Source organism: Streptomyces sp., from assembly GCF_035644915.1.
Taxonomy (GTDB): domain Bacteria; phylum Actinomycetota; class Actinomycetes; order Streptomycetales; family Streptomycetaceae; genus Streptomyces.
Map to the genome: position 1 here is coordinate 1 of NZ_DASQNP010000103.1, position 16,907 is coordinate 16,907.

A 16,907-nucleotide genomic window follows, 5' to 3' on the forward strand; every position below is an offset into this window, starting at 1 on the left:
GCTCTCCCAGTGCCAGCTGGGCGCCCAGGGGGTCGGCGAGTGCTCCAGCGCCCTCACCGGCAGGCCGTGTTCCCGGGCGAAGGCCCTGTCGCCGGCGCCGGCGGCGATGACCAGGGTGCGGGTGTCCCGCAGGGAGGCGAAGGCGCCGGGTGCGGTGCGGGCCGCGTCGGCCAGCAGTCCGCCGGGCAGCCGGCCGGCGGGCTGGGCGGGTTGGTAGGGCTCTCCGACCACCGCGTCCACCAGGTCCGCCGCCGTGCCGGGCCGGGGAACGGTGTCCGGCGGCAGCCACGGCTGCCGCTCCAGGGCCGACAGCGTCTCCTCGTCGTCCGCCGCGGCCAGCCAGGCGGCCACGTCGGGGCAGACCAGCACGCCGGCGTCCGCCTCGCCCCGGCCCAGCAGGTCGGCGGCGAGCAGGCAGCCCAGCCCGTAGCCCACCAGCAGCACCGGCCCCGCGCCGGTCTCCCTGCCCAGGGAGACCACCGTCCGGGCGGTCTCCCGGGCGGTGCGCCAGTCGGCGGGCCGCCCGGTGACCGTGCTGTCGCCCTGTCCGGGGTGGTCGTACTGCAGGACGTTCATCCCGCGGGCGTGCAGTTGCCGGGCCAGGATCGACCACAGGTACCGCGGTTCGCTCATGCTCACGCCGAGGGCGCTGATCACGACGGCGGTCGGCGCGTCCTCCCCGTGCCGCAGCCGGACCGTGCACACGGCGGAGTCCGGTCGCCTGTCCGGCGGCGGGAGCAGTCCGGTGCCTCCGTGGGCCCGCGGGGACCCGGCGGGGACGTCCGGCCCGGGCAGGAGGAAGAACTGGGTGAGGAACGGGTTCACAGCCCCGACACCTCCTTCTCGAAGGCGGTCACCGGCATCCCGTGCAGGGTGAGGTCGAGCAGCAGCCCGGCGGGGACCTGCGGGTGCCGTGCGGCGAACAGCTTCGTGGACTCCTCCAGCGACCGCCGGTAGAAGCCGGGCGGCCTGCGGTGGGCGAAGTGGTAGTTGCGGGCGGCCTCGCACCGGCGGAACGGCGTGCCCAGCTCCACGAGCCGGTAGCCCAGTTCCAGGTGCTCCAGCCCCCAGCCGGTGAACGCCTCGTCGAACCCCCCCGTCTCCTCCAGCAGCCGCTTGGGCAGGGAGACGTTCCCGCTGAGGAACGTCAGCCAGCGCACCGGCGATTCGGTGTGCTCCCCGTCCTCGAACAGGGCGGTGACCTTGCGGACGAAGGCGGGTGTACGGGAACGTGCCGCCAGGCGGTCGTCCGGGGCGGACAGCGCCTGCCGCACCTCCTCCACCCGGGCCTCGAAGTCGTGCAGGTACACCTCACGCACGTCCCCCACCACGACGTGCCCTCTCCCCCGCCCGTCGCCGGCCCGGGCGTGCGCTTCCCGGTGTGCTCTGACGAAGGCCGGAACGGGGGCCCGGTCGGCGTCGCAGAAGACCACCAGTTCGCCCGAGGCGATCCGGGCCCCGCTGTTGCGGGCGGCGGCGCGTCCGGCCCTCGGGGTGCGCACCGTGCGCAGGGGAAGGCGGTCCGCGAAGCCGGCCAGCACATCGGCGGCGCCGTCCTCGGATCCGTCGTCCACCACGATCAGTTCCCAGCCGCCCGGTTCCGCGTCCTGCAGGGTGAAGGCGTGCAGGGTCATCGCGAGCCGGGTGGCCTGGTCCCGGACGGGCACGACCACGCTGACGTCCGTCTCCATGGGGGCGCTCACACCACGACCAGGTCGGGGCCGAGCCAGTAGACCCGCTCCGAGGGATCGGACTCCGCGAAGCGCCGCTCCACGTCGAGGTACCCCTCGACCAGTTGTTCGGGAGTGAGGAGCTTGGGCCGGAAGGTGACGGCCAGCGGGTCGTCGATGCCCTGGGGCCGCTCCTCCAGCAGCCGCCCCTCCGCGCGGAGGCTCTCGTACAGGGGGGTGCCGGCGATGGGGTAGAGGACGCTGAGGAACAGCCGCGAGACCTTGGTGCGCATGGCGAACTGGTAGGTCTCCTCGAAGACGTCCGGGTCGTCCCAGTCGAATCCGAAGATGACGTTCACCTGGGTCTCCACCCCGGCTTCGTGCAGCCGCAGCAGCAGGTCCTCGGCCTCGGGGATGGTGAAGAACGTCTTCTCGGTGAGCCTGCGGTTCTGTTCCCGGACGCTCTCGACGCCGAAGGAGACGACGCGCATCCCGCCGGCGAGGGCGGCGTCCACGACCTCGGGGTGGCGGGCCAGGTTGAAGTCGGTCTGGCAGCCCCACTCGATGCCCTCGCCGGCGATCCGGCCGAGCAGTTCCACGGACCGCTTGGGGTGCACGAGGAAGTCGTCGTCCCGGAAGACGACCCGGGGGATGCCGAAGGTGTCCCGGTAGGCGAGCAGTTCGCCCACCACGTCGTCCACCGGCCGCAGCCGCCACTTGCTGTACAGGAACTCGCTGCAGAAGGTGCACCGCCGGGGGCAGCCGCGCGCGGTCAGCGAGGGCAGCACGTGGGGGGTCTCGATCTTGCTGAAGTCCACCAGGTCGAACCGGGGCAGCGGGTGGCCGTTCATCGGCACGGCCAGCGCGCTCTCGTACACCTTCCTGAGGGGCTTGCCCGCGGCGAGGTCCGCCAGCACGTCCCGCCACAGCAGGTCGGCCTCGCCGACGACGACGGCGTCCGCGAACCGCTTGATCACCGGGACCAGGCTGTGCCCGTCCTCGACCGTGGCGGGGCCGCCGACGATCACCCGGGGGCCGTGGCGGCGCACCAGCCGGGTGAGCTCCAGCGTCCGCTTGAGCTGGATCGTCTGCGTCGTGATGCCGACGACGTCGTAGGAGGCGAGGTCGTAGTCGTTCTCCAGGTCCTCGCACACCTCGTACGCCAGGTCCACCTCCCAGTCGGGAGGCACCATCGCGGCGAGGTACGGCAGGGTCAGGGAGATGAGCTGGGTGGGCCGCATCTCGCGCTTGTCCAGACCCTCTGGTGTGTACACCGCCGGTTCGACCAGTAACAAGCGCATGACAGCTCCTCACTTCGCCGTCTTGTGGATGTCGTCGAGGGGGCTCGTGCTCGCTTCCGGGGTGCCGTACCGGTCCCGGAACCGCGCGTAGCGTTCCGGGGTTCCGATGTCGGTGAACGGCACGTCGGTCCGGCGGGCGGCCAGTGTTCCGCGCCGGATGAGTGCCTGGAACAGGCTTCCCAGGTCCATGGGGTCGGGCAGGACGGACACGTGGCGCAGCGCGGACCGGCGCAGGACGCACACCCCGGTGTCCGTCCACGCGGGGGTCTGCCCGGGGGGCCGCCCGGCGTGCCCGGCGGTCTTGCCGTACCAGGTGACGAGGTCTCCGGTCACCGCCGTGTTCGGTGCGACACCGGTGTGCGCCGAGGTGACGAGCATGGCGCCCTCCTGGTCCGGGCCGCACCAGGTGGCCGCGGACGAGTAGTCCAGCGGCAGGTGGGTGTCGCCGAGGAGCAGCAGGAACCGGTCGTCCAGGTGGGGCAGCGCCGCCCGGAGCGCACCCCCGGTGCCCCGCGGCACGGTCTCCACCTGGAAGGTGACCTCCAGTGTTTCCGGCAGCTCCCGCAGATGCCGCACCACCGGTTCCGCGAGGTGGCCCAGGCAGAAGTGGAAGCGGCGCAGCCCGGAGCGCACCAGCGGTTCCAGCAGGTGGTGGAGGAAGGGCCGGCCGCCCACGGGCTGGAGCACTTTGGGGACCGTGGTCGCGAGGCGGCCCAGGCGGGTCGCACGGCCGCCCGCCAGGACCACCGCCTGCAGCGCCGTACCGGGCCGGTTCATCGGCCGCCCCCGTGGTCCAGCGCGCCCTGGTGCTCTGCCAGCAGCAGGGCCAGCGCCGTGGGTGCGTCCCGCAGCTCGCCGCCCGCCGCCATGGCCACCGCCTTCCGGACCGGCAGGGGATGGAGGTGCAGCACCTCGCCGGGGTCCGGCTCCGCGGGGCCGGGACGGACGCCGTGCGCCACGAAGAGGTGGACGAGTTCGTTGGAGGTGCCGCTGGAGGGCCAGACGCTGCCGAGGGACCGGAACGTCCCGCCGTGCGCGCCGGTCTCCTCCCGCAGCTCGCGCCGGGCCGTCTGCTCCGGTGTCTCGCCCGGCTCGCAGCGCCCCGCCGGGGCCTCGACGCACCACTGCCGCACGGCGATCCGCCAACTGCGCACGAGCAGCACCTCCCCCTGTTCGGTGACCGGGAGGACGAGTGCGCAGCCGGGGTGGTCGAGGTAGTACCACCGGTCGCCGGGACCGGCACCGGTACCGGTCAGCGCCTCCCGGACCGTCAGCCACGGGGTGCTGAAGGGGGTCCGGACGTCCGTCGGCACGCGGTGGCGGGGGGCCGGGTCAGTCACGGCCGGCCACCACGGGCAGCGACGCGGCGAGGGACTTCACCACGTGGACGAGCCGCTCCTCCCCGAGGGTGGGGTAGATCGGCAGGCAGAGCTGGCCGGCGCAGGCCGCTTCCGCGCCGGGGAACGTCTCGCCGGCGTGCCGGGCGGCCAGTACGGGCTGGTGGTGCAGCGGCGTCGCGTAGACCTCGCCCGCCGTCGCGACCCCGTGGCGGCGCAGCTCCTCCTTGAGCGCCTCCCGGTCGGTGCCGGGCGGCAGCCGCAGCACCGCCTTGTAGCCGCTGGCCGGGTGGTCGGGGGCGATGAAGCCCTCGATGCCGGCGTCCTCCAGGGCCTCGCGGTAGCCCTCCAGCACCTGCTGCCGGGCCTCGACCGCCTGCGGCAGCTCGGCCAGTTGCGCCCGGCCGAGAACGGCCGCCAGCTCCGGCATCCGGGCGTTCCACCCCGCGCCGGTGTGGTGGCTCACCCACGGCTGGGGTTTGCCGAGGTTGCGCAGCAGGCGGACCTCGTCGGCCAGCCGGGGGTCGGCGGTGACCACCATGCCGCCCTCGCCGCTGGTCATGACCTTCGTGGCGAAGAAGGAGAAGGCCCCGGCGGTACCGAACGATCCGGCGTGCCGCCCGTCGCGGCGGCTTCCGTGCGCGTGTGCGCAGTCCTCGACCAGGGCGATGCCCTCGTCGCGGCACCAGGCGGCGATGGCCTCGATCTCCGGGGTGACGATCCCTCCGGTGTGCACCACGGTGACGGCCGCGGTGCGCTCGGTGCGGGCGTCCTGCAGGTGGCGCAGGCTCGGCGCGAGGGTGTGCGGGTCCATGTCGGTCAGCACGACGCGGGCGCCCGCGCGTTCGGCCGCCACGTAGGTGGCGTAGTTCGTGCCGGCGGGCACCAGCACGTCCCGGTCCCGCACCCCGACCGCCCGGTGGATCAGCTCCAGCGCGGTGGTTCCGTTGCTCACCGCCACGGCGTGCGGAACGCCGGTGAACGCGGCGAACTCGGCCTCGAAGCCCTCGACGTTCTCGCCCTGCGAGAAGCGCCCCGCCGCCAGCAGGCGATCGACCTCCCGGACCACGCGCGAGCGGCTCGGCTCGCTCATCACCATTTCGACAGCGGGAACCTGCATGACATCACTCCAGGAGAACCGGTGGCACGGTGGGGGCGCGGACCGGACGCGGAAGATCACCCGCTCACGGCGCGGAAAACAGCCGATGGTCGGACAGCCGGTGGTCAATTTCGCTTTTCTCCGGCGCTTTTCACGTTAGCGATCCCCTCGGTGGGGTGCAACCCCCTCGCGAACTTGACCGCTCCGGATTACTCGCCTATCAATGATCTGCAATACGGCCGGACGGCCGTGTCGAATGAGAGGAGAACAGCATGGCTTTTTCTCCGTTGGGTGAGCGCGTCAAAGGGTTCGCCCTGCGCGCCTACGACTCGGTCTCCCGGCCGCTGCACCCCTCGATCGCCGAGCTCATCGGTCTCTCGGTACCGGCGGTGGACGGGCCCTGGCTGGAGGCGTTCAACGGACAACACGCACGTCAGCAGCTCGTTCGCGCCATCCTGCGCACCGTGGAGCCCTATGCGGTCTTCGAGGCCGGGTCCTACCGGGGCGCCACGACCCGCTTCCTCTGGTACGCCTCGGGAAAGCCGGTGTTCACCGCGGAGAAGAACCGCTCGTTCGCGCGTTACGTCGGGCGGGTTTTTCGGCACGTGCCCGAGGTGAAGGTAATCAACCGGGATTCGCGCGATGCTCTGCGCGTGCTGCACGACGGAAATTATCTGCCGTCCGGGGCGTGCATTTTCTTCTACCTGGACGCGCACTGGAACGCCGACCTCCCGCTGCGGGAGGAGGTCGAGTTCATCACCGGCGCTTATCCCGAGTCGGTGATTCTGATCGACGATTTCAAGGTCCCCGACGACGAGGGCTACGGATTCGACGTCTACGGGCCGGTGGAGCTGTCCATGGAATACCTGGCGGGAGCGACCGGCCGCTACCGCGCACTGTGGCCGTCCGTTTCCTCCGACAAGGAGACCGGCTACCGGCGCGGCTGCGTGGTCCTGGCGGGGCCTGACACGGCGCAGCGGCTGCAGACGCTGTCCGAACTGCGCACGCTGCCCGGCCTGCCGGACTGAACCGCGCCGGGCGGCGGCCTGCTCCCCCCGCCGCGGGGGAGCAGGCCGCGCACCACGCCGGCCGTCCGCCGGTCACCGCCACGCTCCGCCCCGGGCCGACACGGCCTGCTCGTACACCTTCAGGTATCCGTTGACCATCGCCTCCGCCGTGAACTCGCGGCGCGCGGCCTCCTCCGCCCGTTCCGCGTCCCGTGCGGCGGCGTCCGGGTCCGCCAGCACCGCGCTGATCGCACGGGCCAGCGACGCCGGGTCGCGGGGCGGCACCCCCACGGTGCCCGGGCAGTTCTCCAGGACCTCCGACAGCCCCGGCACCCGGGTCGCCACCAACGGGCGTCCGGCGAGCACCGCTTCGATCGCGGACAGGCCCAGCCCCTCGCTGTGGCTGGGCTGCACCACGACGTCGGCCGCCCGGTAGAGGGCGCTCATGCCCCCGTAGGGGCGGTCGGACGTGCGCAGCGCCACCCGGCCGGCCAGCCCGGCACGGGCGATGTCCTCCTCCAGCGCCCGCTTGTAGGCGGCCGACGCGGAGTTGAGCGAGCCGACCAGGACGGCCCTGGCCCGTGGATGGTCGCGCACCACGTGCGTCATCGCCTCCACCAGCTCCCGCTGGCCCTTGCGCTCCTTGAACCGCCCGACCAGGAGCACGATCCGGTCCTGCGGCCCGGTCCCCATCCAGGCGCGGGCCTCGCGCACGGCTTCCGGGGTGACCTCCCCGTACAGCGTCTCGTCCACGCCGTAGCGCACCAGGTGCAGCTTCGCCGGGTCGGCTCCGTAGTCCAGGGCCTGCTCGGCGAAGGCACGGCTGCCGGCCACCACGCGGTCGTGCGGCAGACCGCCGAAGACCAGCCGCGAACGGGCGTCGCCGAACGGGTCGGTGTGGGGTGTCGTCTCGTTCATGGACACCACCAGCGGGCAGTCCAGGGCCGCTTTCATCATCGCCCCCAGTAACGCGCCCACCTGGCAGAAGGTCTGGAGGACGTCCACCTCACCGCGGCGCACCAGCCGCTCCGCGTCGCGCAGCAGGCCGAAGCAGCGTTCCTCCCAGGGCACGCAGTCCGGGGACGACCACCGCTCGGGGTCGGTGGCCACCCGGTGGACCCGTACTCCGTCCAGGACCTCCGTCTCCGAGGTGCCCGGGTAGCGCTCGGTCAGCACCTGCACCCGGTGGCCGCGCCGGACGAGTCCCGCGGCCAGGGTGAACGCCTGCGTCTCCGAACCGCCGTGCACGGGCGGGAAGGTCGGAGTGAGGAACCAGATCTTCACGGATTGCCCCTTTCCCCCTGCCTGACCTGCCACAACTGGGCCAGGTAGAGGTCGTTGACGTAGGTCTGCTCGCGCAGGGCGATCCGGTCGGCGACCGCCGCCAGGCTCTCGTAGGCCGCCGCGGGGCGCACCACGGTGGAGGTCCGCGGGCTCGACACGTCCACCGGGGCCTCCCCGTCGGCGTATCCGTCGATGATGACGATGCGCCCGCCCGGAGCCGCGAGCCGGGCCATCTCGTCCAGGGAGGCGCGGAACTCGTCCTCGTCGGTGACGTGTTGAAGGGTGAAGACGGCGAGGACGGCGCCGAAGGCGTGGCTGGGCAGGGGCACCGCCGACGTCGAGGCGTGCACCACCTCCGCCCGTGTGCCGGCGACGTTCCTCCGCGCGGCCCGCACCATCCCCGCCGAGCGGTCCACGCCCACGGCCCGCCGGGCACGCCGGCCGAGCCAGCCCGTCAGGCGTCCGATCCCGCATCCCAGGTCGACGACGTCCAGGGTGTCGAGGCCGGGTAGGAACTCCTCGATCAGTTCCTTCTGCGCGCGGTCGACGTCCGCGCATTCGCGCTCGCTCCACCGGCGCGAGAGCACCGCGTGCAGTCCCGGCCGCTCGGCCCGGTCATCCCACAGGTCCACGGTGGCCGCCTCCTTCCGTTCCCGGAACGGCCGCCGTGCGCCTGTGGGGCGCGTACACGGCGCCGAGTGTCTTCAGGTAGTCGGTGAGCATGTGGTTGATCGCCAGGTGGACGTCCTCCGCCAGGCCGTAGTGGTGCACGTACGCGGTGATGGTGTGGTCGGCCCGCAGGGCCGCGGCGCCGCCCTCGAAGCCCAGCAGGGCGATCGACTCCACCGCGCACGCCCGGGCGGCGGCCAGGGCCTTGAGGATGTTGGGGGAATTGCCGCTGGCGCTGATGACCACCAGGACGTCTCCCGGCGAGGCGAGGGTCCGCAACTGTGCGGCGAACACCTCCTCGTAGGAGGTGTCGTTGGCCCAGGCGGTCAGCACCGCGGTGTCGAGGAGCGGTACGGCCCGCAGTCCCGGGCCGCCTTCCACGGCGGTGGACTTGGACAGGTCACAGGCCATGTGCGCGGCGGTCGCCGCGCTGCCGCCGTTGCCGACGACGAACACCGTCGCCCCCCGGGCCCATGCGGCCGCCAGCCGGTCGCCCACCGCGCGGATCTGTCCGGTGCTCAGTCCGGCCAGGGCGTCGCAGAGGTTCTTGACGTAGGTGTCGGGGTCCAGCGTGCTCGGTTCCGGGCCGCCCACCGGACGTCACCGCACACAGGCACTGGTGAGGTGTCCCACCAGCTCGTCGACGGTGGTGTAGGCGGACAGCAGGAGCCGGTCCTCGTCGAGACGCACGTCGAACTTCTCCTCGAAGGCCACCATCGTCTCGATGAAGGCCAGCGAGTCGATGCCCAGGTCCTCCGTCAGGGACTGATCGCCCGTGATGCTGGGGACGGGGCGCTGCGGTGTGCTCAGTTGCGCCAAACGCTCGATGATCCACGTGGTCACCGTGTCGTCCGTCATGGTCCTGCCTCTCCTCAGCCGGTCGTGACGGGAACGCACCCGCGCATGCGCTAGGTGCGGCGGATGATCTTGCCGTTGCGGGTCCGGGGGAAGTCCGGTACGACCACGACGGCCTGCGGCACCTTGTGCCGGCTCAGCCGTTCGCGGCAGTACGAGAGCAGCGCGTCGGTGATCGACGGGTCGTAACCGGGCGCCAGGCGCACGTGGGCGACGAGCCGTTCGCCGGAGCGGACGTCGTCCGCGGGCCGGCACACCGCCTCCTCGACCGCCCGGTGCCCGGACAGGCACGTCTCGACCTCTTCCAGGGAGACGTTCATGCCGTTGACGATCGCGATGTTGCGCAGCCGGCCGCGCAGGGTGAGGTGGCCCTCGGGGTCCAGGCTCCCCAGGTCGCCGGTGTACAGCCAGCCGTCGCGAAGCACCCGGGCCGTCTCCTCGGGCGCCCCGTGGTAGCCCTTCATCACCCCGGGGCTGCGTACCGCGATCTCTCCGGTCCGCCCCGGCGGCAGGACGCTCCCGTCCGGGGCGCGGACGGTGATCTCGACTCCGGGGATCGCCCGTCCGACCGTTCCGGGGTGGGCCGCGCGGTCACGCCCGCGCAGCGTGGTGACGCGCGGTCCGGCCTCCGTCTGTCCGTAGGTCTCCACCAGTTCGGTGCCGGGCAGCAGGCTCCCGACCCGTTCCAGCAGTCCCGGCGGGGTGGGCGCGCCCCCGAACACGATGTGGCGCAGTGAGGAGAGGTCGTACTCGCGGTACCAGCCGCCCTGGGTGAGCAGCCGGAGCATGCTGGGCACCAGCAGGGTCGTCGTCACCCGGTGCCGTTGGACGAGGGCGCCGAACCGGCTCGGAAGAAACGTTCCTTCTAAGAGGACGACGTGTCCGCCGGACAGCAACTGGCCGACCAGTTGGACGGTGTTGGCGTACCCGAACCCCGGCGGGACGGTCACCAGGGCGGTCTCCCGTTCGTCGCCGAGGTCGAGCGAGGCCCGGTGCGCCCGCGCGTTGGCCAGGACCGCCCGGTGCGAGAGCGCGACGCGCTTGGGCATTCCGTAGGACCCCGACGTGCTCAGCAGCAGTGCGGTGGCGTCCGGGTGGCCGGCGTCCTCCCGGGGCGGTGGAGCCGTGGCGGTGCCCCCGGCCGGCTCCGGCAGGCCCACTCGGCCGGTCGCGTGGGCCGTCACGGGGACGCGGGCCACCGGAACCGAGGTCGGGGGCACCGGTCCGCGGGCTGCGGTGAAGTCCCTCAGCAACAGGTCCGGGGCGCAGATCCGCAGGTCCCGCAGCACCTCCTCCGGTCCGGCGTCCACGGGGAGGGGGGCCACCACGGCGCCCAGCCGCAGGACGGCGAGGTAGGCGACGACGTACTCCGCCGAGCGACGGACCTGGAGCATCACCCGGCTTCCGGGGCCGATCCGTTCGGCCAGGCGGTCCGACGCCGCCCGCACGGCGGCGTCCAGTTCGGCGTACGTCAGCCCGGCGTGCCCGTCGCTGAGGGCGGGCGCCGACGGCCGGCGCTCGACGGTCCGGGCGAAGGCGCCGGGGATGGTCTGCTCGGGGTCCGGACCGGCGGTCGTCGGTTCCGAGGGCGCCGACGGCACCGGGGACTGATGCGATCGATCCATGCACCCCTCCGCCATCCACTACAGCGGTCAAGTCCAGCCCAGATCATAAGCTGCTAGTTAATGAAGTTGTCAACGGTGCAGCCTGCACGGGGGTGGGATATAGTGACTCCGTCAGTCATGTGGAGATCGTTTCCGCCCGCCGCCCCGGAGTCGGAGGTTCCGTCAACGTGCCCGGCTCAGAGCCAGACAGGCATCTCGGCGAGAAGATCGGGGAGCGGCTGACATACCTCATCGGCCAGTTGTATCCGGACGAACGCAAGCGCCCCGGCTACGCCAGGCTCGCCCAGGAGATCCGCGAGACGGTCGGTGGAACGCTGTCCGGCACCTATCTGTGGGAACTGGCCACCGGGCGGAAGCAGAACGTGTCACTGGAGCAGCTCGACCAGTTGGCGCGGTTCTTCGGTGTCCCGCCCGAGTACTTCTTCAGCGAGAGCGCGGCGGAACGCGTCAACGCACAGCTCCGGCTGGCCACCGCGCTGCGGGACGCCAGAGTGCGCAACCTCGCCCTGCGCTCGGAGGGGCTCTCCCCGGAGACCCTCGACGCGCTCTTGGCGATCGTGAACGAAGCGCGAAAACTGCATGGACTGTCCACCGTCGCCGAGTCCACGGACTCCGACGCCTCGGACGAGACCTGACGAACACCCGGGAACCACCGCCGAACGGGGGGATGTGCGGTGTCCAGCGGAAAAAGTGCTTAACCCACCGTGCACTCGACCATCCGGAGGGTGAAGGATGCTGGTGAGTCATCGCGCGTTACGCCGACGCTGCATGCCCATCCTCAAGAAGCTGGACCTGCCGCCCCGCCCCTCCGCGGCCCGCGTGTGCCAATTAGTCGAGGAACAACGGAAACGTCCCCTGTACGTCCGCCCGCTCCCCCTGCGGACCACCGCCGGGACCTGCGGCGTCTGGCTGGCCACCGATACGGCGGACTTCGTGTTCCACGAGGTCAACACCACCCGGCCGCACCAGGACCACATCATCCTCCACGAGGTGGGTCACCTCCTCTTCCAGCACCACGGGCTGGATCTCCCCGGGACGCGTCTGCTCGCGGACGCGCTGCCCGACCTTGACCCGCGCCTGGTCAGGCGCCTGCTGCAGCGCACCGCCTACACCACCGAACAGGAACTGGAGGCCGAGATGTTCGCGAGCCTGGTCCTCGGCCACGCCCCGCGACCGCGTCCGTCCGGTCAGGGGAGAGCGTTCGCCCTGCTGGAGGAGTCCTTCGGGCTGAGCGCCGCACGCGGGTGAGAGGACGTGCCGATGACCGTCCTACAGGGGTTGGCCTGTGCCTGCATGCTCCTGGTGGTCCTGGCGCGTGCCCCCCGCGTCCTATCCTCGCCCCAGCAGCGCAGCCTGTGGCTGGCCACCCTCGCCTCCTTCGTCGTCACGGTCCTCGACATGGGCAACCTCGGCGCGCTCCTGCACGGCGGCCCCCCGAGCCTGCACGCTGCGGACCTGGCCGTCTTCGGCTTCGGCCTGCTCTCCTCGATCGCCGCCACGGAGACCGTCATGTCCGCCGTCCGCGCGGGACGGGACCGGTGGGGCGTCCGCGCCCTGGTCCTCCTGAGCGTGCTGACGGCCGTGTTCCTCTACGCGGTCTCCACCGCTGCGGTCACCTGCGGAGCGGTGTGTTCGCGCTTCTCGGCCCCGGTCGTCTACTGGTGGCTGCTGGCCGCCCCCCACCTGATATGCAACATCACATGCCTCGTGACATGCCTGCGTTACCGGAGACAGGTCGGCGACGCCCCGCTCGGAATGGCCCTGCTGCTCCTGGGGGCGGCCGCCGCGTACGCGGCCGTGTTCTGGCCCCTGGCAGTCCTGGGCGTCCCTTCGGAGGCCCGGTTGCCGCCCGTCGCGCACGGGGCCCTCCTCGCCGCCGCGCTCGGCATGCCCCTGCTGACCTCCGCTCGCGAGGCGGCGGCCGCCGCACGTGCGTGCTGGCGCATATGGCCCCTGTGGCACGACCTGGCCATGGCCTGCCCGCGGGTCACGCTCGGCGGACCGCGCCGGCGGCTGATGGACGTCGTGTGGCCCCACGGCTCCTGGCACCTCCAGCTCTACCGCAGGGTCGTCGAGGTCCGCGACGCCATTCTCGTGCTGCACCCCTACGTCTCCGACTCGCTGAGACGCGCCGCACGGGCCCACGCCGCCGCGTTCGCGCCCTCCCGCCGGACCGCGGCCGAGTTCGCGTACATCATCAAGGCGGCACGCCTGGCGATGCTCGCGCAGAAGACCTCGGACAGCACCTCGCCGCCCGACGTGCGCGGAGGCGACACCCTGGCCGCCGACATCACCTTCCTGATCAACGTGGCCGACATCTACTCGTCGACGCACCTCGTCGGCAACCCACCGTAAGACTCTCAAGGAAAGTTTTCATGACGTCAGTCACCCCGCCTCCGGCCGGACGCCGGGAGTGGATCGGGCTCGCCGTCCTGGCCCTGCCCATCCTGCTCATCTCCATGGACATGACCGTCCTGTACCTGGCGCTCCCGCATCTGAGCGCCGATCTGCGGCCATCCTCCACGGAGGTGCTGTGGATCATGGACGCCTACGGGTTCCTCATCGCCGGTGCCCTGATCCCCATGGGCGCGCTCGGCGACCGGACGGGGCGCCGGCGCATCCTGCTGATCGGCGCAACGATGTTCTGCGCGGCATCCGTACTCGCCGCGTACTCGACCAGTCCCGCCATGCTGATCGCCGCCCGTGCCGCACTCGGAATCGCCGGGGCGACCGTGATGCCGTCCGCGCTGTCCCTCGTCAGGGCGATGTTCCACCAGCCGTCCCAGCGCGGGTTCGCCGTCGCCGTGGTGATGACGAGCTTCTCGGTGGGCACCACCATCGGCCCGCTGCTGGGCGGTCTGCTGCTGGAGCACTTCTGGTGGGGGTCGGTCTTCCTGCTGGGCATCCCCGTCATGGTGCCGCTGCTCGTCCTCGGGCCGATGCTCCTGCCGGAGTACCGGTCGCCGGGTTCCGGACGCCTGGACGTCCTGAGCGCGGCGATGTCGCTGAGCTCCGTCCTGGCCGTGGTGTACGCCGTCAAGCACGTGGCCTCGGGCGGCTTCGACCTGACGGCCGCCGCGTCCGCGGTCGCCGGGGGCGCGATCGGCATCGCCTTCGTCCGGCGCCAGCAGCGGCTGGCCGATCCGCTGATCGATGTCGGCCTGCTGCGCAACCGGGCGTTCAGCATCTCCCTGACCACGATCCTGCTGGGCCTCATCGCGATGGGCGGTACCCAGTTCTTCATCTCGCTGTTCCTCCAGGACGTCGCGGGCCTCTCGCCGCTCAACGCCGGCCTGTGGATGGTCCCGGCCATGGTCAGCACCATCATCGGCTCCATGGCCGCCCCCGTCCTCACCCGGCGGTTCCATCCCGCTCCCGTCATCGGTGCCAGCCTGTCGCTCGCGGCCGTGGGCTTCGCCATGCTGGTCTGGAACGGCCCCGACGACCTGTGGCTGCTGCTGGCCGGCTACGTGGTGATCGCGCTCGGGCTCAGTCCCATGATCACCCTGTGCACCGACCTGGTGATCTCCACCGCCCCGGCCGAACGGGCCGGAGCGGCCTCGGCCATGTCCGAGACCGCCGGCGAGATGGGCGTCGCGCTCGGCGTCGCCATCCTCGGCAGCGTGGGGACCGCCGTCTACCGCCTCCAGGTCTCCGACCGCTTGCCCGAGGGACTCCCGCCCGACGCCGAAGCCGCCGCCCGCAACACCGTGTCGGCCGCCCGCGCGGCCGCCGAGGACCTCGCGGACCCCCTCGGCTCCGAACTGCTGTCCGCCGTCAGGGAAGCGTTCAGCCACGGCCTGAACGTGACGGCGGCGCTGGCCGCCGTGCTCGTCGCCGTCGCGGCCGCCCGCGCCGCGCTACGGCTGCGGAGCCTGCCGGCTCCCGCCGACGAGGCGGGGGGCGACAGGACGCCGGAAGCGGAGGAGACCGCGTGAGGAGGTGACCGACCGCCTTCGCCCACCGGCTCGCCCGCGGGAAGTCCGTTGACGTCCGTCCCGCCTGCCGGACCGTGCCGGCCTCGCACCCGCAGGGGCTCTCCCCGTCCGGCATCCGCCGTCCGTCCCTGGGCTGTCCGGGGACGGCGCCGGACCACTGGTCCACCGCCTGCGCAGGAGGCCGGGTGGGCGGCGAGGACGGCGCGGTCGTGGCGCGGCGGGACGCGCGGGATCGCCCGCTCCCCCGCCTCCGGTGGGGGGCGGGGCGCGGCCGGGGATCGGGGCGGACTGTGCTTGGTTGCGCGCCGGCCGGGACCTCCGCGCTCTGCCCGGGCGCCCCGGCGCACCAGGAAAACAGACCGACGTCGATCGCCCCTTGTGACAGCGTCTGCTGACGGGCTCCGACGTCGTTCGGCTGCGGACTCCGCGGATCGGTACGAGTTCTGGTGCCGCCTGCCGACGCAGCCGAGTCGTGTCGGCGGCTCGCACCAGGGATGTCACAAGGTTCCAAGATCGGTCGTCTCTGCGCCAGGGGGGAGGACGGCCGTAGGGCTTTGGAGGTATGTGCGATTGGTTCTCCCCGCCGATGCGGCGAGTTGATCACCGCTCCTAGGGTCGAAGCGCCAAGGACGATCGACTTGAGGTCGAAAGGGAGACCCCGTGATCGTAGTGACCGGTGCCACCGGGAACGTCGGCCGTGCCCTTGTCGGGCGGCTCGTCGCCGAAGGGCAGTCTGTGCGGGCGGTGAGTCGCCGCGATGCGGAACACGCCGCGCTTCCCTCGGGGGTGGAGGTGACGCGTCTTGAGTCGGCCGATCTGTTCGAAGGGGCGTCGAAGCTCTTCCTGCATGTGCAGGCCACCGGCGACCGCACGGGCACCGTCCTCGACAGGGCCCGCGCCGCCGGGGTGCGACACGTGGTCATGCTCTCCTCGGGGATCATCCAGGAAGGCGCCGACGAAACCCACCCGGTCCATGTCATGCACGCGCGGGCCGAGCAACTGGTCCGGGACAGCGGCCTGGAGTGGACCTTCCTGCGCCCCAACGCGTTCTCCACCAACGCCCTCCAGTGGGCCGGGCAGATCCGTGAGGGCGATACCGTGCGCGGTCCGTTCGCCGACGCCGTCACCGCGCCTATCCACGAGGACGACATCGCCGCGGTGGCCGAGCGTTCCCTGCTCGACGCGGGTCACCACGGCGCCGTCCACCGGCTCACCGGGCCCGAGGCGGTGACGAACGCAGGGCAGGTCGCGACCATCGGGCGGGCGCTCGGACGGGACCTGACCTACGTCGAGGTTCCCATTGAGGAGGTGGAAGCGGACTTCTTCCCGGACATGCCACGGCAGGCGGTGCGGGCCGTGCTGAAGTCCTTCGCGGCGCTGGTCGGTTCTCAGCCCGAGATCACGTCGGCGGTCGAGGAGGTCACCGGCCGCCCGGCGCGCACGTTCGCGCAATGGGCCGAGGACCACAAGGCGGACTTCGTGCGCTGAGCCGATCCGTCACCACCGGGGCCGGAGGAGTACGTGAACCGGGCCCGGCCGCGAGCGGTACGCGGCTCCTCCGGCCGCGTGACGTCGGTGTACTGCGCCGACCCAGCTCGGCGGGCGGGGCACGTCCCCGCTGATGCCGAGGGTGAAGTGCCGACACGACAAGCCGGGGAACGCCCGCTCCTGCTTCTGCCGGAACGCAGACGACCGCCGTCTTCGCAGCACCGTCCGACTCGGCATGCCACTGAGGGCGATGACGTCATCCCCTGCTCGGCGATCCTCTACTCGACGAGGGGATGGCCCCAGGGCCCGGTCCCAGGTCCCCGTTGTGTGGTGGGCCCGGGCCGTCGGCGGCGTCTTCGAGAGCGTGGTCGCGGACGTGGGGCCAGGGCCGGCACCGCAGGCCCCGGCAGGGTTCGGCGCGTTCGTCCCCGAACGCCCGGGCCGCTCAGTTCAGCAGGGCAGCCGTGAACCTCTTCCGGCGGTCCGCCAACCAGGCCTGCACGCGGTCCCAGCGTTCCCAGCCACCACGCTCGGCCAGCGCCTGGAGGTAGACGGGGTCGCCGTCGGCCACGCGGGCGGCGACGAAGGCCCGGCACACCTCCGTCGCCTGCTCGATGACGCCGGGCAGCTCGGC

Annotated in this window: 17 protein-coding genes and 1 pseudogene; 6 read left to right on the forward strand and 12 right to left on the reverse strand. The window is 72.1% G+C overall.

The genetic code is table 11. The features are described 5' to 3' along the window. The 6 genes from VE546_RS12045 to VE546_RS12070 form a co-directional block, all read right to left on the reverse strand. Positions 1 to 825: alpha/beta hydrolase (locus VE546_RS12045; RefSeq protein WP_324921478.1), on the reverse strand; the 825-nt coding region annotated here is incomplete at its 3' end. Beyond that, entirely contained in the window at positions 822 to 1,703 is an 882-nt protein-coding gene (locus VE546_RS12050) for a glycosyltransferase family 2 protein (RefSeq protein ID WP_324921480.1), read from the reverse strand. The genes VE546_RS12045 and VE546_RS12050, both read right to left, overlap by 4 nt. Further along, entirely contained in the window at positions 1,700 to 2,971 is a 1,272-nt protein-coding gene (locus VE546_RS12055; protein ID WP_324921482.1) for a B12-binding domain-containing radical SAM protein, read from the reverse strand. Before VE546_RS12055 ends, VE546_RS12050 begins: the two co-directional genes overlap by 4 nt. A 9-nt stretch (positions 2,972 to 2,980) precedes the next feature. Continuing rightward, complete coding sequence (locus VE546_RS12060; RefSeq protein ID WP_324921484.1) at positions 2,981 to 3,748, reverse strand: NTP transferase domain-containing protein; 768 nt, start codon at positions 3,746 to 3,748, stop codon at positions 2,981 to 2,983. After that, on the reverse strand, positions 3,745 to 4,311 hold the full coding sequence (locus tag VE546_RS12065; RefSeq protein ID WP_324921486.1) for an NUDIX hydrolase: 567 nt from the start codon (positions 4,309 to 4,311) through the stop codon (positions 3,745 to 3,747). The genes VE546_RS12060 and VE546_RS12065 overlap by 4 nt, the downstream gene beginning before the upstream one ends. Beyond that, the gene (locus VE546_RS12070; protein ID WP_324921488.1) at positions 4,304 to 5,428 is read right to left on the reverse strand and encodes a DegT/DnrJ/EryC1/StrS family aminotransferase; all 1,125 of its coding nucleotides are present in this window, start codon (positions 5,426 to 5,428) and stop codon (positions 4,304 to 4,306) included. The genes VE546_RS12065 and VE546_RS12070 overlap by 8 nt, the downstream gene beginning before the upstream one ends. 251 nt (positions 5,429 to 5,679) lie before the next feature. Between VE546_RS12070 and VE546_RS12075 the strand changes: the two genes are divergently transcribed. Next, positions 5,680 to 6,435 carry a hypothetical protein gene (locus VE546_RS12075; RefSeq protein WP_324921490.1) on the forward strand — a complete coding sequence of 252 codons (756 nt, stop codon included), beginning with the start codon at positions 5,680 to 5,682 and terminating at the stop codon, positions 6,433 to 6,435. A 72-nt stretch (positions 6,436 to 6,507) separates the two neighbouring features. Here the strand turns inward: VE546_RS12075 and VE546_RS12080 are convergent, their stop codons facing one another. The 5 genes from VE546_RS12080 to VE546_RS12100 are packed head-to-tail and all read right to left on the reverse strand — an operon-like array spanning position 6,508 to position 10,847. After that, positions 6,508 to 7,698, reverse strand: coding sequence for a glycosyltransferase family 4 protein (locus VE546_RS12080; protein ID WP_324921492.1), 1,191 nt, complete (start codon positions 7,696 to 7,698; stop codon positions 6,508 to 6,510). After that, positions 7,695 to 8,330, reverse strand: a complete 636-nt coding sequence (locus tag VE546_RS12085; protein WP_324921494.1) for a class I SAM-dependent methyltransferase — start codon at positions 8,328 to 8,330, stop codon at positions 7,695 to 7,697. Before VE546_RS12085 ends, VE546_RS12080 begins: the two co-directional genes overlap by 4 nt. After that, positions 8,314 to 8,961: an SIS domain-containing protein gene (locus tag VE546_RS12090; RefSeq protein ID WP_324921496.1), complete on the reverse strand. Its 648-nt coding sequence runs from the start codon at positions 8,959 to 8,961 to the stop codon at positions 8,314 to 8,316. Before VE546_RS12090 ends, VE546_RS12085 begins: the two co-directional genes overlap by 17 nt. Before the next feature lie 6 nt (positions 8,962 to 8,967). Then, positions 8,968 to 9,225, reverse strand: coding sequence for an acyl carrier protein (locus tag VE546_RS12095; RefSeq protein WP_324921498.1), 258 nt, complete (start codon positions 9,223 to 9,225; stop codon positions 8,968 to 8,970). A gap of 50 nt (positions 9,226 to 9,275) precedes the next feature. Beyond that, entirely contained in the window at positions 9,276 to 10,847 is a 1,572-nt protein-coding gene (locus tag VE546_RS12100) for a class I adenylate-forming enzyme family protein (RefSeq protein ID WP_324921500.1), read from the reverse strand. A 167-nt stretch (positions 10,848 to 11,014) separates the two neighbouring features. On the opposite strand from VE546_RS12100, the gene VE546_RS12105 reads away from it, so the two are divergent. The 5 genes from VE546_RS12105 (at position 11,015) to VE546_RS12125 (ending at position 16,273) form a co-directional block, all read left to right on the forward strand. Continuing rightward, complete coding sequence (locus VE546_RS12105) at positions 11,015 to 11,482, forward strand: hypothetical protein (protein ID WP_324921502.1); 468 nt, start codon at positions 11,015 to 11,017, stop codon at positions 11,480 to 11,482. Between the two features lie 133 nt (positions 11,483 to 11,615). Then, complete coding sequence (locus VE546_RS12110; RefSeq protein WP_324921504.1) at positions 11,616 to 12,095, forward strand: hypothetical protein; 480 nt, start codon at positions 11,616 to 11,618, stop codon at positions 12,093 to 12,095. Positions 12,096 to 12,107: 12 nt separating this feature from the next. After that, positions 12,108 to 13,202, forward strand: a complete 1,095-nt coding sequence (locus VE546_RS12115) for a DUF6545 domain-containing protein (RefSeq protein WP_324921506.1) — start codon at positions 12,108 to 12,110, stop codon at positions 13,200 to 13,202. Positions 13,203 to 13,222: 20 nt separating this feature from the next. Beyond that, positions 13,223 to 14,785 (forward strand): MFS transporter, encoded by a 1,563-nt coding sequence (locus tag VE546_RS12120; protein ID WP_324921508.1) that lies wholly within the window; start codon positions 13,223 to 13,225, stop codon positions 14,783 to 14,785. 660 nt (positions 14,786 to 15,445) lie between these two features. After that, positions 15,446 to 16,273, forward strand: coding sequence for an NAD(P)H-binding protein (locus VE546_RS12125; protein ID WP_324921510.1), 828 nt, complete (start codon positions 15,446 to 15,448; stop codon positions 16,271 to 16,273). A 445-nt stretch (positions 16,274 to 16,718) separates the two neighbouring features. On the opposite strand, the pseudogene VE546_RS12130 reads toward VE546_RS12125, so the two are convergent. Beyond that, positions 16,719 to 16,907: pseudogene (locus VE546_RS12130) on the reverse strand (aminoglycoside phosphotransferase family protein); the annotation flags it as partial.